This window comes from Mycolicibacterium vaccae NBRC 14118 = CIP 105934 (genome assembly GCF_001552715.1).
Lineage (GTDB): Bacteria > Actinomycetota > Actinomycetes > Mycobacteriales > Mycobacteriaceae > Mycobacterium > Mycobacterium vaccae.
Window position 1 is genome coordinate 36,925 of the sequence record NZ_BCRS01000021.1, and the last position, 13,732, is coordinate 50,656.

General features: G+C 69.1%; 12 protein-coding genes. 6 read left to right on the forward strand and 6 right to left on the reverse strand.

What is annotated here, in order from left to right; genetic code table 11:
- Positions 1–27 precede the first annotated feature (27 nt).
- Both MVA01S_RS06605 and MVA01S_RS06610 read right to left on the reverse strand, forming a co-directional pair.
- Positions 28–1,185 (reverse strand): type III PLP-dependent enzyme, encoded by a 1,158-nt coding sequence (locus tag MVA01S_RS06605; protein ID WP_003930059.1) that lies wholly within the window; start codon positions 1,183–1,185, stop codon positions 28–30.
- A complete protein-coding gene (locus tag MVA01S_RS06610) occupies positions 1,154–1,684 on the reverse strand; it encodes a hypothetical protein (protein ID WP_003930058.1) in 531 nt (176 codons plus the stop codon). The genes MVA01S_RS06605 and MVA01S_RS06610 overlap by 32 nt, the downstream gene beginning before the upstream one ends.
- A 133-nt stretch (positions 1,685–1,817) precedes the next feature.
- Here MVA01S_RS06610 and MVA01S_RS06615 point away from each other — a divergent pair, with 133 nt between their 5' ends.
- Positions 1,818–2,666, forward strand: a complete 849-nt coding sequence (locus MVA01S_RS06615) for an LLM class F420-dependent oxidoreductase (RefSeq protein WP_003930057.1) — start codon at positions 1,818–1,820, stop codon at positions 2,664–2,666.
- 69 nt (positions 2,667–2,735) lie between these two features.
- Positions 2,736–3,248: a hypothetical protein gene (locus tag MVA01S_RS06620; protein ID WP_003930056.1), complete on the forward strand. Its 513-nt coding sequence runs from the start codon at positions 2,736–2,738 to the stop codon at positions 3,246–3,248.
- Here MVA01S_RS06620 and MVA01S_RS06625 read toward each other — a convergent pair whose 3' ends face one another.
- Positions 3,249–4,778 (reverse strand): acetyl-CoA acetyltransferase, encoded by a 1,530-nt coding sequence (locus MVA01S_RS06625; RefSeq protein WP_003930055.1) that lies wholly within the window; start codon positions 4,776–4,778, stop codon positions 3,249–3,251.
- Positions 4,779–4,926: 148 nt separating this feature from the next.
- On the opposite strand from MVA01S_RS06625, the gene MVA01S_RS06630 reads away from it, so the two are divergent.
- On the forward strand, positions 4,927–6,066 hold the full coding sequence (locus MVA01S_RS06630; RefSeq protein ID WP_040540920.1) for an ATP-binding protein: 1,140 nt from the start codon (positions 4,927–4,929) through the stop codon (positions 6,064–6,066).
- Entirely contained in the window at positions 6,045–7,154 is a 1,110-nt protein-coding gene (locus tag MVA01S_RS06635; RefSeq protein WP_003930053.1) for a MarR family transcriptional regulator, read from the forward strand. Before MVA01S_RS06630 ends, MVA01S_RS06635 begins: the two co-directional genes overlap by 22 nt.
- Positions 7,155–7,220: 66 nt before the next feature.
- Here the strand turns inward: MVA01S_RS06635 and sucD are convergent, their stop codons facing one another.
- Positions 7,221–8,123: a succinate--CoA ligase subunit alpha gene (gene sucD / locus MVA01S_RS06640; RefSeq protein WP_003930052.1), complete on the reverse strand. Its 903-nt coding sequence runs from the start codon at positions 8,121–8,123 to the stop codon at positions 7,221–7,223.
- A 12-nt stretch (positions 8,124–8,135) separates the two neighbouring features.
- Positions 8,136–9,299, reverse strand: a complete 1,164-nt coding sequence (gene sucC, locus MVA01S_RS06645) for an ADP-forming succinate--CoA ligase subunit beta (protein ID WP_003930051.1) — start codon at positions 9,297–9,299, stop codon at positions 8,136–8,138.
- Positions 9,300–9,551: 252 nt separating this feature from the next.
- Between sucC and MVA01S_RS06650 the strand changes: the two genes are divergently transcribed.
- Together MVA01S_RS06650 and MVA01S_RS06655 are read left to right on the forward strand one after the other, a co-directional pair.
- On the forward strand, positions 9,552–10,601 hold the full coding sequence (locus MVA01S_RS06650; protein WP_003930050.1) for a M23 family metallopeptidase: 1,050 nt from the start codon (positions 9,552–9,554) through the stop codon (positions 10,599–10,601).
- Positions 10,602–11,204 carry a hypothetical protein gene (locus tag MVA01S_RS06655; protein ID WP_003930049.1) on the forward strand — a complete coding sequence of 201 codons (603 nt, stop codon included), beginning with the start codon at positions 10,602–10,604 and terminating at the stop codon, positions 11,202–11,204. It begins immediately after the preceding gene.
- Here the strand turns inward: MVA01S_RS06655 and pcrA are convergent.
- A complete protein-coding gene (gene pcrA / locus MVA01S_RS06660) occupies positions 11,201–13,534 on the reverse strand; it encodes a DNA helicase PcrA (protein ID WP_003930048.1) in 2,334 nt (777 codons plus the stop codon). The two genes, MVA01S_RS06655 and pcrA, sit on opposite strands and share 4 nt — an antisense overlap.
- Positions 13,535–13,732: the final 198 nt, after the last annotated feature.

A 13,732-nucleotide genomic window follows, 5' to 3' on the forward strand; every position in this document is an offset into this window, starting at 1 on the left:
TGGTGAGGAAAAGGTCCGGCGCGCCGCTCAGGCCATCACCACCGGAGTGGGGGCGATCCCGTTGAAGCGGGACGCGGTGACGCTGGTGTAGGCGCCCATCATCGGGCTGATCAGCAGGTCGCCCGTGCCGAGTGCGGGCATCGGGTACCTGCGGGCGATCACGTCGGCGCTGTCGCAGGTCGGCCCGGCCAGCGTCACGGGTTCGAGGGCCGGTTCCGCGTCGGTGAGCTCGGCGACCGCGAGGATCGGCGGGTGCACGTCCTCGGTCATCACGTTCGAGTAGCTGCCGTAGAGCCCGTCGTCGAGGTAGTGCCACAGCTGTCCGTCGCGTTCCGCGGACCCCACCACACTGGTCAGCAATGTCATGCAGTCGGCGGCCAGGAAGCGTCCCGGTTCGGCCAACAACTCGAACTGCCCGCGGCGGTCGCCGAGCACGTCGTCGACGGCCGCGCCGATCTCGCCGACCGTCGGCGCGGCATCGCGGTAGCTGACCGGGAACCCGCCACCGATGTCGATCACCCGGGTCGGCACGCCGAGGCTGTGCTGCAGATGCGTGGCCAGCTCCAGCGTCTGCCGCAGCGCGTGCCGGTACGGTTCGGCCGAGTCCCCCTGGCTGCCGACGTGAAAGCTGAAGCCTGCGAACCGCACGCCGGTGGTGAGCAGGTGTTTGACCATCAGCTCGGCGTCGGCGGGTTCGACCCCGAACTTGGTCGACAGATCCGATTTCGCGCCCGGGTTGCGGAACGCCAGCCGAACCAGAAGTTCCACGTCGTCCGGACGGTCGGTGAATTTCTCTGCTTCACAGGGGTTCTCGACGACGAATGTCCGAACGCCCGCGGCATAGGCGTGGTCGATGTCGGCGGGCTTCTTGATCGGGTTGGTGTGGATGCAGCGATGCAGGGGCAGGCCCAGCTGCTGCAGCATTTCGATCTCGCCGCGGGTGGCCACGTCGAACCCGCCTCCGCAGATCGCGATGGTGGACAACACGATCGGGTGCGGCAGCGCTTTGACTGCGTAGTGCAGGCCGAAACCCGGCAGCGCGGCGCGCAGTTCGTCGAAGCGGCGTGCCACCAGGTGCGGTTCGAGGATGAGCACCGGGGTGCCGTGGGTCCGGGCCAGCTCAGACCAACGCCGGCCGCGGTCACGCAGTTCGTCACGCAGCTGAGACCGTCGCAGCGGATTCACGTGCGGTCTCCTTCCTCGGTTCCGGTCGGCGCCGCACGAGCAGTGCGCTGAAGCGCTCGTAGCTGACGATCGCGCAGGCGTAGAAGGCGGCGTCGGAGACGACCTTGCCGAAGATCCAGCCGGCCACCACGTGGCCGAACAGGGCGGGCCCGAGATAGAAGGCCAGCGGCCGGACCACGATGCTGTCGATCAGTTCGGCGGGACCGAACTCGATGACCACGCTGCGTAGCGCCAGCAGGCTCGCCAGCGCCGTCCGCGGCACTGCGCGGCGGTGCGCCAGGTCGCGGTGGGCGCCGCGCAGCGCCGCGGCGAACGCCACCGCGTAGTACCCGACGGAAGCGCCCACCGTGGCCGCCACCGCGGCAAGGGCCGTCGACCCGGTCGTGGCGTAGACGGCCGCTGCCGCCCCGAACTCCCCTGCCGTTCCCGCTGTTTCGCAGGGCAGATAGCGCCGGCCCCATTCCTTGAGCTTCGCCTTGGCTGCGGTGAAGTCCCCCATGGATCGCACTGTTCCGCGTCGGGAACCCGATGTCGCGAGTAGCCGGCTACCCGTGTTCGGGGCGGACGGCCCGCCGCTGCCGAACAGGTACCCCCCTTGCGCACACGGATTGGAACACGTTCTAATTCCGGGTATGGACTTTGGGTTGGTGCTGTTCACCTCCGACCGCGGCATCACGCCGGCGGCAGCCGCGAAACTGGCCGACGACCACGGTTTCACGACGTTCTACGTGCCTGAGCACACCCACATTCCGATCAAGCGTCAGGCCGCCCACCCCACCACGGGCGACGAGACGCTGCCCGACGACCGCTACATGCGCACGCTGGACCCGTGGGTGTCGCTGGGCACCGCTGCCGCGGTCACCTCGCGGGTCCGGTTGTCCACCGCGGTCGCGCTGCCGGTGGAACACGACTGCATCACGCTGGCGAAGTCCATCGCCACGCTCGACCACCTCTCCGGGGGCCGGGTGTCCCTGGGCGTCGGGTTCGGCTGGAACACCGACGAACTGGCCGACCACAACGTGCCGCCGGGGCGCCGCCGCACGATGCTGCGCGAATACCTGGAGGCCATGCGGGCGCTGTGGACGCAGGAGGAAGCCGAGTACGACGGAGAGTTCGTGAAGTTCGGGCCGTCCTGGGCGTGGCCGAAGCCCGTGCAGGCCCACATCCCGGTGCTCGTCGGCGCTGCGGGCACCGAGAAGAACTTCAAGTGGATCGCCCGGTCGGCCGACGGCTGGATCACCACGCCGCGCGACTTCGACATCGACGCGCCGGTGAAGCTGCTGCAGGACACCTGGGCCTCGGCGGACCGGGACGGTGCGCCCCAGATCGTCGCGCTGGACTTCAAGCCGGATCCGGACAAGCTGGCGCGCTGGAAGGACCTCGGCGTCACCGAAGTCCTGTTCGGCCTGCCCGACAAGTCCGACTCCGAGGTCGCGGCCTACGTCGAACGACTGGCCGGCAAGCTCGACGGGCTGGGCTGACACCGGCGGATACCGTCCCGGCGGTGGCTAGGCTGGTGTGATCCGCCCGCTGAGGCTTGGGAGCACACGATGGTCCGCGACCGGTTCCGCCGCCTGACACTGACCGCATCGGTCCCGGTGCTGCTGATGACGGCGCCGCCGGCGTGGGCCGAGCCGCCCGGTTTCCCGGACCTGTCCGGCTATCCCGCCGTCGATGCCGGGGCCTACGCGCAGGACTCGCCGTACGTCGGCGGGTTCGCCTTCACGACCCCCGACGGGCAGCAGTGCATCCACAACACGATGAACTCCCGGGGCGACCCGTCGCGGCAGACGTTGTCGTGCGACGGGCCTCGCCCCGACCTGGGCCCGGGGACCTGGCAGGTGTTGGTGGCCACCGATGCGGCCGCGACCGCCGAACCGCTCTATCCGCAACCGGATCCGGCGATCCCGACCGACCCGGCGACGATTCCCGCACCGCTGCCCGCGATGCACACGATCACCGAGGGCAGCATCGAGTGCGGGGTCGACGACACCGGTGTCACCGCCTGTCGTGTCGGCGACCACGGCTTCGTCCTGACCCCGACGTCCACGCAGCTGTTCTAGTCAACGCAGTTTCGCGCGGTTGCCGTTCCCGGTCGGCGCGACGGCGATGTCGACGCCCAGCGGGTCCTCGTCGGACATCAGCGCGACGAGTTCGGCGTCCTCGGTGGTCGCCATGAAGCGGCTGCCGTCGGCGTCCAGCCGCCCGACGATGATGCCGGTGCGCACCGGCCAGTCGTAGCGCACCGAGTAGGTCTCGACGGTGCCGGTCCCGTCCGGCTCCTTGGTGACCGGGACCTTCGGCAGCTCGGCGATCTGCGCGGTCAGCTCCGCGCTGCGCGCGCTGCGCCACGGCGCGGGCTCGGCGGAGTAGATGCCCACCGAGTACTTGCTCATGATTCCGCCGTTGGCTCCGACGAAGCCGAATTGCCCTGGCGTGTCGCGCATCCGGGCGACAGTCTCGGCAATGGCATGCAGGGAGTAGCTGTTGCCGGGCCCGCCGAAGTACGGCAGGCCGCCGGTCAGGGTGAGGCCGCGCGGGTCGTCGGCGGCCAGCCCGAGCGCCTCGCAGATCACGAACACGGGGAACGGGAAGCAGCTGTACAGGTCGAAGGTGGCGACGTCGTCGACGCCGATTCCGGCCACCCGCAACGCTTCCTGGGCGGCCAGCACCGACGCCGGCGACGCACCGAGGTCCGCGCGGTCCAGCAGGGCCTGCTCGATGAGATCGGAATGGCCGTGCAGGTACACCCATTTCTGCGACGGCACCCCGAGCCTGCGGGCGGCCTCGACGGACATGACGACTGCCGCCGCGCCCTGGTTCACGGTGTCGCGGGCGACGAGCAGCCTCGGGTAGGGATCACAGATCATCCGGTTCTCGTCGGTCACGGTCTCGATCTCGGCGACCGACCGCTGCACCGGTGACGACGAGAACGGGTTCTCCGCAGCCACTTTCGACATCGGCGCGAACAGTTCGGCCATCTGGTGGCGATACTCGGCGACACCGAGGCCCAACCGGGCCCGGCGCGCGTTGTCCAGGAGGCCGTACTGCACCGGCGCGCCGGTCAGCCCGTGCGTGACGGTGTATTCGTCGATGTAGTTGTAGATCTGGTGGCCGCGGTCCTCGAGCTGGCCGTCGACGTGCTCGGTGAAGTCGGGCTTGTCGTCGCGGCCGGCGAAGTACTTGAGGGTCGAGCCCGCCTCGGAGCCCATGATCATGACGACGTCGGCGTCCCCGGCGACGATGGCGTTCCCGGCCTCGGTGACCAGCTTCTGCGGGCTCTGCCCGCCGACCGGTTCGAGGACCACCCGGGCGGGGTCGCCGCCGAGTCGGTTCATCACCGACCGCGGATAGTTGTTCGACTTGCCGAGCACGGCGGGCATCGGTCCGGAGATCTCGAACTGCCGGAGCCCGAAGACCGTGTCGACGGCACGGGCGACAGCGGCCTCGTCGGCGCCGGTGTCGCGCAGCGCCGATCGCGCCGCAGCGGTGGCCAGGTCGACCGCCGACTTCCCGCGGTATCCGGGATCGTCGATGCGTTCGGTGAACTGCCCGACCCCGACAACGACGGGGGTCCGTGGATCAACTGCCATGTGCCGTCCTCTCAGTTACTTTGCGAGGCTAATCGAGTGTGCTGTGAGCTTGCCAACGCCCACGACGTACAACACAGCAGACGTACATCTATATTGATGTACATCGCCTTTGACGTAGACTTGCCGGGTGAACTGGCAGCCCCGTCCGATGTCGCTGGTCGTCGGCGGCGTCGTGCCCACCGAGGACGTCGTCGGCCGCGTCCGGGAATCCTCCGAGGTCCTCGCGTCGCTGCCGCATTCGGGCGCGGTGCTGGTCGGCGACCGGCGCCACGGCAAGACCTCGCTGTCCCGGCTCGTGCAGCGGCTGGCCGCCGATCAGGGCGCGGTGGTGGTGTCGGTCAGCGCCGAGCGGGAGACCTACGCCGAGTTCGTCTCCGCGCTGATCTCCGAACTGGCCCGCCTGGACCCGGCCTGGGCGACCGAACTGGCCAAGATCCGGCTGACGCTCACCGCCGGACCCGTTCGCCTGGAACGCGACAGCCGCGCCGCCGCGACGCTGGACGACCTGCTGCACCGGGCCATCCGGCGCACCGACGGGCGCATCCTGGCGCTGTTCATCGACGAGGTCAGCGTGCTGGCACGCAACCTCGAACGGGCACAGCCCGGCTCCGGCGACACCTTCCTGCACCTGCTGCGCCGCGTCCGCCAGGAACACCCGGGCCGGGTGGCGACCGTACTGTCGGGATCGATCGGGTTCCACCACGTCTCCGCCGATGCGCCCAGCACCGTCAATGACATCCCGAAGATCGCCGTCGGCCCCATCCGTGCCGATCACGCCACCTACCTGGCCGAGTGCCTGCTTCTGGGCACCGGCACCCCCACCACCGACCAGCACGACGTCGGGGCGGCCATCGCGGCGGCCGCGGAGAACGTGCCGTACTACATCCAGCACCTGGTGGCAGCGGCCCGCAAGTCGTCCTACGACACCCAGATGCCGGTGTATCCCGAGCTGATCGGCCTGTTGGTGCTGGATGCGATCGAGAACCCGTATGACCCCTGGGATCTGAGGCACTACCGGGACCGGCTTCCGCACTACTACGGCGCGGACGCCCCGGCGATCGCCGGGGTGCTCGACGTCTATGCGCACGCCAGCCGGCCACTGGACGTCGACACCGTGCTGATGCGGCTGCGCAGCGAGGGCAGCCCGATCACCGACCGCGCGCAGCTGGTGTCGTTCGTCGAACGGCTGACGCTCGACCACTATCTGACCCGTGCGGGCGGCGACCCGGTCACCGACCGGTTCTCCTCTCCCCTGGTGTTGCGCGCATGGAAAGCGATGCGCCGGTGAGCATCCCGGCACTGTTCACTCCGTCGGCGGTGTCCGCGGACGAGCTGGACGCGCTGACGGTCGGGCGCACCGACCTACTGGCGACCCTGACCGCGCGCATCACGTCGGCCGCCCGCGACGGATCCCGCCCGCACACGCTGCTGGTCGGCCCGCGGGGCTCCGGCAAGACGCATACCTTGCAGGTCGCCCTCGCCCGGGCACTGTCGGACACGGCGACCGCTGCGCGGGTGCTGCCCGTGGTCGTCGCCGAGGACTCGCTGGCGATCGGCTCCTACACCGACCTGCTCGTGGAGATGACCCGCGCGGTCGACCCCGTCCTGGCCGAGGAGGCCAGGTCGCTGCGCCTGGCCCGGGACCCGGTCGGTGTCGAGGCCGCGCTGATCGACGCGGCCGCGGGCCGCACGATCCTGCTGGCGGTCGAGAACCTCGACCGGGTCTTCGACGCGCTCGGCACCGCCGGGCAGGGCAGCCTGCGCGCGTGGGTGGAGACCTCGACCGCGGTGCTGATCGTCGCGACCACCCCGGCGCTGTTCGCCGGCGTCTCCTCGCGGGAGTACCCGTGGTACGGGTCCTTCATGGTCGAGACGCTGCCGGATCTCGGCGTCGAGGACACCTCGACCCTGCTGCGGCAGGCCGCCCAGCGGCGCGGCGACTCCGAGCTCGTCGCGTTCCTGGACTCCCCGGCCGGGCGTGACCGGGTCGCCGCGATTCACCGGATCGTCGGCGGCGCACCACGGTCGTGGCATCTGTTGTCCGAGTGCGTCGATGCCCCCAGCCTCGACGCGCTCACCCCTGCAGTCGATGCGCTGCTGGACCGGCTCGCCCCGTACTTCCAGCACCGGTTGTGGCTGCTGCCGGCCGGAGAGCAGCGTCTGGTCGTGGAGCTGGCCCGCGGCCCCGGTCCCCGGACGGTGTCGGATCTGGCTCACGCAGTGGGTGTTTCGAACCAGTCCGCGTCGGCCGCGCTGGGCCGGCTGGCCGCCGACCACTGGGTGACCTCCTCGAAGACCGCGGACGACCGGCGCACGTCCTGGTATGACCTGACCGAGCCGCTGCTGCGCAGCTACCTGCAGTACCGCGCCGGCTGACAAACGAAACTGCGGCCGGCTCACGAACCCCGAAGGATCGCGTGCCGACCGCAGTCTCGATGTGAATCAGAGGTTTTCGAGGATCTCCCGAGCCAGCTTCGCCGTCTCCGACGGCGTCTTGCCGACCTTCACGCCTGCAGCCTCCAGCGCCTCCTTCTTGGCGGCGGCGGTGCCCGAGGAGCCCGACACGATGGCGCCGGCGTGGCCCATGGTCTTGCCCTCCGGGGCGGTGAAGCCGGCGACGTAGCCGACGACCGGCTTGGAGACGTTGGCCTTGATGTAGTCGGCGGCCCGCTCCTCGGCGTCGCCGCCGATTTCGCCGATCATCACGATGATCTTGGTCTCCGGGTCCTTCTCGAACGCCTCGATGGCGTCGATGTGGGTGGTGCCGATGACCGGGTCGCCGCCGATGCCGATGGCGGTCGAGAAGCCGAGATCGCGCAGCTCGTACATCATCTGGTAGGTCAGCGTGCCCGACTTCGACACCAGGCCGATCGGGCCCTTGTCGGTGATGTTGTTCGGCGTGATGCCGACCAGCGATTCGCCGGGGGTGATGATGCCCGGGCAGTTGGGGCCGATGATGCGGGTCTTCTGACCCTTCTCGACGTTGTAAGCCCACGCATAGGCGGTGTCCTGCACCGGGATTCCCTCGGTGATGACCACCAGCAGCGGGATCTCGGCGTCAATGGCCTCGATGATCGCGTCCTTGGAGAACGCCGGCGGCACGAAAGCGATCGACACGTCGGCGCCGGTCTCCTTCATCGCCTCGGCGACCGAGGCGAAGACCGGGAGCTCGACGTCGTTGCCCGCTTTGTCCTGATGGGTGACCGTGGTGCCGGCCTTGCGCGCGTTCACCCCGCCCACGATCTGGGTGCCGGCCTTGAGCATCAGCTTGGTGTGCTTGGTGCCCTCGCCGCCGGTGATGCCCTGGACGATGACCTTGCTGTCCTTGTTCAGGAAGATCGACATATCTTGTGTCCCTTACTTGTTCGCCAGCTCGGCGGCCTTGTCGGCGCCGGCGTCCATGGTGTCGGCCTGGATGACCAGCGGATGGTTGGCCTCAGAGAGGATGCGACGGCCCTCTTCGACGTTGTTGCCGTCGAGACGCACCACGAGCGGCTTGTTGGCCTCGTCACCGAGGATCTGCAGCGCCGAGACGATGCCGTTGGCCACCGCGTCGCACGCGGTGATGCCGCCGAACACGTTGACGAACACGCTCTTGACCTGAGAGTCGTTCAGGATCACGTCCAGCCCGGCGGCCATCACCTCGGCCGACGCGCCACCACCGATGTCGAGGAAGTTGGCCGGCTTCACGCCGCCGTGCTTCTCCCCGGCATACGCGACGACGTCCAGCGTCGACATGACCAGACCGGCGCCGTTGCCGATGATGCCGACGGCACCGTCGAGCTTGACGTAGTTGAGGTCGTTCTCCTTGGCCTTGAGCTCCAGCGGGTCCGTGGCGTCCTTGTCCTCGAACTCGGCGTGGCCGGGCTGACGGAAGTCGGCGTTCGCGTCGAGGGTGACCTTGCCGTCCAGCGCCAGGATCTGATCGTCGGGCGTGCGGACGAGCGGGTTCACCTCGACCAGCGTCGCGTCCTCCTTGACGAAGACCTCCCACAGCTTGGCGATGGTCACCGCGGCGGCGTCGAGCACCTCGGCAGGCAGGTGGCCCTTCTCGGCGATCTCGCGGGCGAAGGCCTCGTCCACACCCTTGACCGCGTCGACGGGCACCTTGGCCAGCCGCTCGGGCTTGGTCGCGGCGACCTCTTCGATCTCCATGCCGCCCTCGACCGAGCACATGGCCAGGTAGGTGCGGTTGGCGCGGTCGAGCAGGAAGGAGATGTAGTACTCCTCGGCGATGTCGCTGGCCTCGGCGACCAGCAGCTTCTTGACGACGTGGCCCTTGATGTCCAGGCCGAGGATGTTCTGCGCGTGGGTGAAGGCGTCATCGGGGGTCGCGGCGTACTTGACGCCGCCGGCCTTGCCACGGCCGCCGACCTTGACCTGGGCCTTGACCATGACCGGCTTGCCGATCTCCTCGGCGATGGCCTTGGCGTCCTCGGCGGTGTCGGTGACCCGGCCGGGAGTGGTGGGAACGTTGTGCTTGGCGAACAGCTCTTTCGCCTGATACTCGAAGAGGTCCATAGACTCCGGAAATTCCCTGTCTGTGAGCGGCTAAAGTTACGGCCCGACGGGCTCCGACGAACTGTATCGAGCCGGGTGCTGCCCATTGCCACCGCCTACCGTTCATGTGGTCGATCTCACCGGCTCCCCCGGAGTGATTCAAATCACAAATCGCGGCGGAATAGAGCGACGGGTTGCCACTCCGATGCAAGTTTGGTTAACGTCCACTGGTCTAGATAACGGTCTGATCACGACGACAAAGGATTATTCAGGTTGCCTCAGCATCGTCTGCCTCGCTCTTCCGAGGCCCCCGCGGCGCCTGGCCTGACCGAAGTCACCGACATCATCCCGTTCAACGAGTTCGGGCAGCTCGACGATCTTGACTCTCTAGAGTTCTTGTCCCACGCGGCATTTGATCGCGACACGCAGGTGATCCACGCTCCCGAGCTGGACGACCTCAACGACGCCGCCGACGAGACGCCCCTTCGCTTGGCCGTGCCGGCCGAGTTCCGCGCCGCACCGCGCGCCGATCGGCAACCGTCCGCCCACGCCTACCGCGACAGCCACACCGACGTCAGCGACGGCGCAGCAAAGACCGACATCATCGATATGCGGGGCAGCAAAGGCCTGCACCGCAAGACTGAAGTGCCGGTCAGGGGCAGGCTCGTCGTGGCGGCGATGGCGGTCGGAGCGACCGCTGCCGGTGCGTACACGATGACCAACAACACCTCGAAGGCGCCGGCCGCGACGGTGCTGGCCGCGGACCAGGCGGCGCTCGGCGACGGTGCCATCACCGGTTCGGTGGACGGCATGCAGATCGTGACGGTCACCCCGGCCGCGAACTCCGCGGTGCACGCCGAGGAGATCACCAAGGCCGCGGCGTTCGCCCAGGAGCGCGCCGAGCGCGAGGCCCGGCTCACCAAGCCTCAGTTCGTGATGCCCACCACCGGCGTGTGGACCTCGGGCTTCGGCTACCGCTGGGGCGTGCTGCACGCCGGCATCGACATCGCCAACGCGATCGGCACCCCGATCCTGGCGGCGGCCGACGGACTGGTCGTCGCGGCAGGGTCCGAGGGCGGCTACGGCAACGTGGTCAAGATTCGCCATGCCGACGGCACCGTGACGCTGTACGGCCACAACAGCTCGATCATGGTCAACGTCGGCGAGCGCGTGATGGCCGGCGACCAGATCGCCAAGATGGGCAACACCGGAAACTCCACGGGCCCGCACTGCCACTTCGAGGTGCACATCGGCGGCACCCGCGTCGATCCCGTCGGATGGCTGGCCAAGCGGGGCCTGAGCCCCGGCGGCTACGTTGGCTGAGTGGCCGACGAGTCCTCTGATTCCACCGAAGAGACCCGGATCCTGCGGCGCGCGCCGCTGAACACCGGCTCCCAGCCCGTCCTGTCCGGCGCTGAGACCTCCTCTGAGTCACCGACGAGCCTTCTCCGACGTCATCCCACCGGAGAGCTCGCTGCCGCGTCTGTCTCCGCTCCTGTTACCCGGTACGTCCCGCGTGCCAAACCCGTCGCCGTCGGCGCACCGCGCGTTCCCCGCGCGGACTCCCGGACCGCCCAGGCCACCGCGGTGTCGGCGATCGTGTCCGGGTGGGCCACCGGCGTCATCGCCACCGATCTGATCGCGGGGTGGTGGGCCACGGACCTGCTGTTCTGCGTGGCGATGGGGTTCCTCGCGGCCGTGGCGGCCGCGGGCTCCATCAGCGGGGTGATCGCGCTGCTGCTGCGCCGCCCCAACGCGCGCCTGCTGATCGTGGTCGGGGCCGTGATCGCGATCCTGATCTTCGCGAGCCTGTTCGTCGCCGGGGCGAAGCTGCCCGCGCTGGTGTACGCGATGCCGCTGCTTCCGCTGTCGTCGATCGTGCTGGCGGCGCTGCCGGCCACCGCGCGGTGGAGCCGGTCGGGCTAGAGCTTGCTGATCGGCGCGTGGTTGTGCATCAGCTTCACGCGCCCGGCACTGCCGAAGTCGATCAGCGACATCGCCGACTCGCCGGCCCCGGAGACCTCTTCCACCCGGCCCAGCCCGTACTTGTCGTGGGTGACGCGGTCGCCGGGCTCCAGGACGATCAGCGGGCGCTTGCCCCCGGCGGACCGGGTCGGCGACGGGCGCGGGGCACCGTACCGGCCCGCGTTGCCGACGGGCGCCGAGAACGACGACGACGGCTGCTCGGTGCGTCGCCAGTCGATGAGTTCCTGCGGAATCTCCCGCAGGAACCGGGACTCCGGGTTCAGCATCGGCTGACCCCATGACGACCGCACCTTGGCCCGGCTCAGATACAGCCGCTGCCGGGCCCGGGTGATGCCGACGTAGGCCAACCGGCGTTCCTCGGACAGTTCGGTGGGGTCCCCGAGCGCACGCATGTGCGGGAACATGCCGTCTTCCCAGCCGGTGACGAAGACGACCGGGAACTCCAGGCCCTTGGCGGTGTGCAGCGTCATCATCGTGACGACGCCGGAGCCGTGCTCGGGGATGTCGTCGGCATCGGCGACCAGCGACACCCGCTCCAGGAAAGCGGCCAGCACGCCGGTGTCGGGCACGTCCTCGTCGGGTGTGGCCGCCGCGTCCTCGTCGGCCAGGGCTCTGGCGTTGGCCAGGTCGATGCTGAACTCATGGGCGACGCTGACCAGTTCGTTGAGGTTGTCGAGCCGGGCCAGGTCCTGCGGATCGGTGGAGGCCTCCAGCTCGGCGCGGTAACCGGTGCGGTCCAGCACGGTCTCGACGAGATCGCCGAGTTCGCCGTCGAGGCCGCCGCGCAGGTCGTCCAGCAGTTCGACGAACCCCTTGATCGCCTTCTCCGACCGGGTGTTGAGCATCGGCACCTTGCCCTCGGCGGCGGCGGCGAGCGCGTCGTTGAAGTTGGCGCCGGTGGTCTCGGCGTACACCGCCACGCAGGCCTCGGCGCGGTCGCCGATGCCGCGGCGCGGGGTGTTGAGGATGCGCCGCATGCTCACCGCGTCACCGGGGTTGTCGAGCACCCGCAGGTAGGCGACGATGTCGCGGATCTCCCGGCGCTCGTAGAACCGCACGCCACCGACGACCTTGTACGGGATGCCGGCCCGGATGAAGACCTCCTCGATGGCGCGTGAGGAGTTGTTGGTGCGGTAGAACACCGCGACGTCGTTGTAGGAGAACCCGGGCACGGAATCGGCCAGCGCGTCGATCTCCTGGGCGACGAAGCGCGCCTCGTCGTGCTCGTTGTCGGCGACGTAGCCGACGATCAGCTCGCCCTCGCCCGCGTCGGTCCACAGCCGCTTCTCCCGCCGGCCGACGTTGCGGGAGATCACCGAGTTCGCCGCGTTCAGAATCGTCTGGGTGGAGCGGTAGTTCTGTTCCAGCAGGATCGTGGTGGCGTTCGGGTAGTCCCGCTCGAAGTCCTCGATGTTGCGGATCGTCGCGCCGCGGAACGCATAGATCGACTGGTCGGCGTCACCGACGACGCACAGCTCCGCGGGCGGTACGCCGGCAGCATCGTCGTCCGAGGCGGCCGTTCCGACCAGCTCACGCACCAGCACGTACTGCGCGTGGTTGGTGTCCTGGTACTCGTCGACGAGGATGTGGCGGAAGCGCCGCCGGTAATACTGCGCGATCTGCGGGAACGCCTGCAGAACGGCGACGGTCTCGCCGATCAGGTCGTCGAAGTCCAGCGCGTTGGCCGCGCGCAGCCTGCGCTGGTACTCGGCGTAGACGTCGGCGACGATCCGCGCGAGATCGTCGGCGGCCTCGGAGGCCTCCGCGGCGGCCTGCGGGGGCCCGATCAGCTCGTTCTTGAGGTTGGAGATGCTGTTGGAGAGCAGCCGCGGCGAGTACTTCTTGGTGTCGAGCCCCATGTCCTTGCCGATCATCAGCAGCAGGCGGCGGGAATCGTCGGCGTCGTAGATGGAGAAGTTCGAGTTCAGGCCCGGCAGCAGCGAGGCCTGGTTGCGCAGGATCCGCACGCACGTCGAGTGGAACGTCGAGACCCACATGTTGCGGGCCCGCGGGCCGACGAGCGCCGCCACGCGCTCACGCATCTCCGCGGCGGCCTTGTTGGTGAACGTGATCGCCAGGATCTGCCCCACGCCGACCTCGCGGGCGGCCAGCAGGTAGGCGATGCGGCGGGTCAGCACCGCCGTCTTACCCGAGCCTGCACCGGCGACGATCAGCAGAGGTGTGCCCTCGTGCAGCACCGCCTGGCGCTGCTGGGGATTGAGCCCGTCGAGGAGTTCGTCGGTGCTGGTTTCGGAGAAGAGCGAAGTCATATCGACCCCAAACTTACCGCTGCGCGCCGACATTTTTTTCCGCGCCACGGGCGCATGTGCTGACGGCACAAACCTCCGCGACACGGCACTGAGCCGCGCGCGGAGGCATGCGCCACTCAGCAGCTAGTCGTCGTCGCCACTGTCGGCCCGACCGGCGGTCCCGGCCGCGCCGTCATCGCCGCGGCTGCCCGCCAGCCC

Coding starts and splice junctions, on each gene's coding strand:
- MVA01S_RS06615 (WP_003930057.1), top strand. CDS start 1,818: ATGGACTTTGGGTTGGTGCTGTTCACCTCCGACCGCGGCATCACGCCG.
- pcrA (WP_003930048.1), bottom strand. CDS start 13,534: ATGACTTCGCTCTTCTCCGAAACCAGCACCGACGAACTCCTCGACGGG.
- MVA01S_RS06635 (WP_003930053.1), top strand. CDS start 6,045: ATGGAAAGCGATGCGCCGGTGAGCATCCCGGCACTGTTCACTCCGTCG.
- sucD (WP_003930052.1), bottom strand. CDS start 8,123: ATGTCGATCTTCCTGAACAAGGACAGCAAGGTCATCGTCCAGGGCATC.
- MVA01S_RS06630 (WP_040540920.1), top strand. CDS start 4,927: ATGTCGCTGGTCGTCGGCGGCGTCGTGCCCACCGAGGACGTCGTCGGC.
- MVA01S_RS06610 (WP_003930058.1), bottom strand. CDS start 1,684: ATGGGGGACTTCACCGCAGCCAAGGCGAAGCTCAAGGAATGGGGCCGG.
- sucC (WP_003930051.1), bottom strand. CDS start 9,299: ATGGACCTCTTCGAGTATCAGGCGAAAGAGCTGTTCGCCAAGCACAAC.
- MVA01S_RS06625 (WP_003930055.1), bottom strand. CDS start 4,778: ATGGCAGTTGATCCACGGACCCCCGTCGTTGTCGGGGTCGGGCAGTTC.
- MVA01S_RS06620 (WP_003930056.1), top strand. CDS start 2,736: ATGGTCCGCGACCGGTTCCGCCGCCTGACACTGACCGCATCGGTCCCG.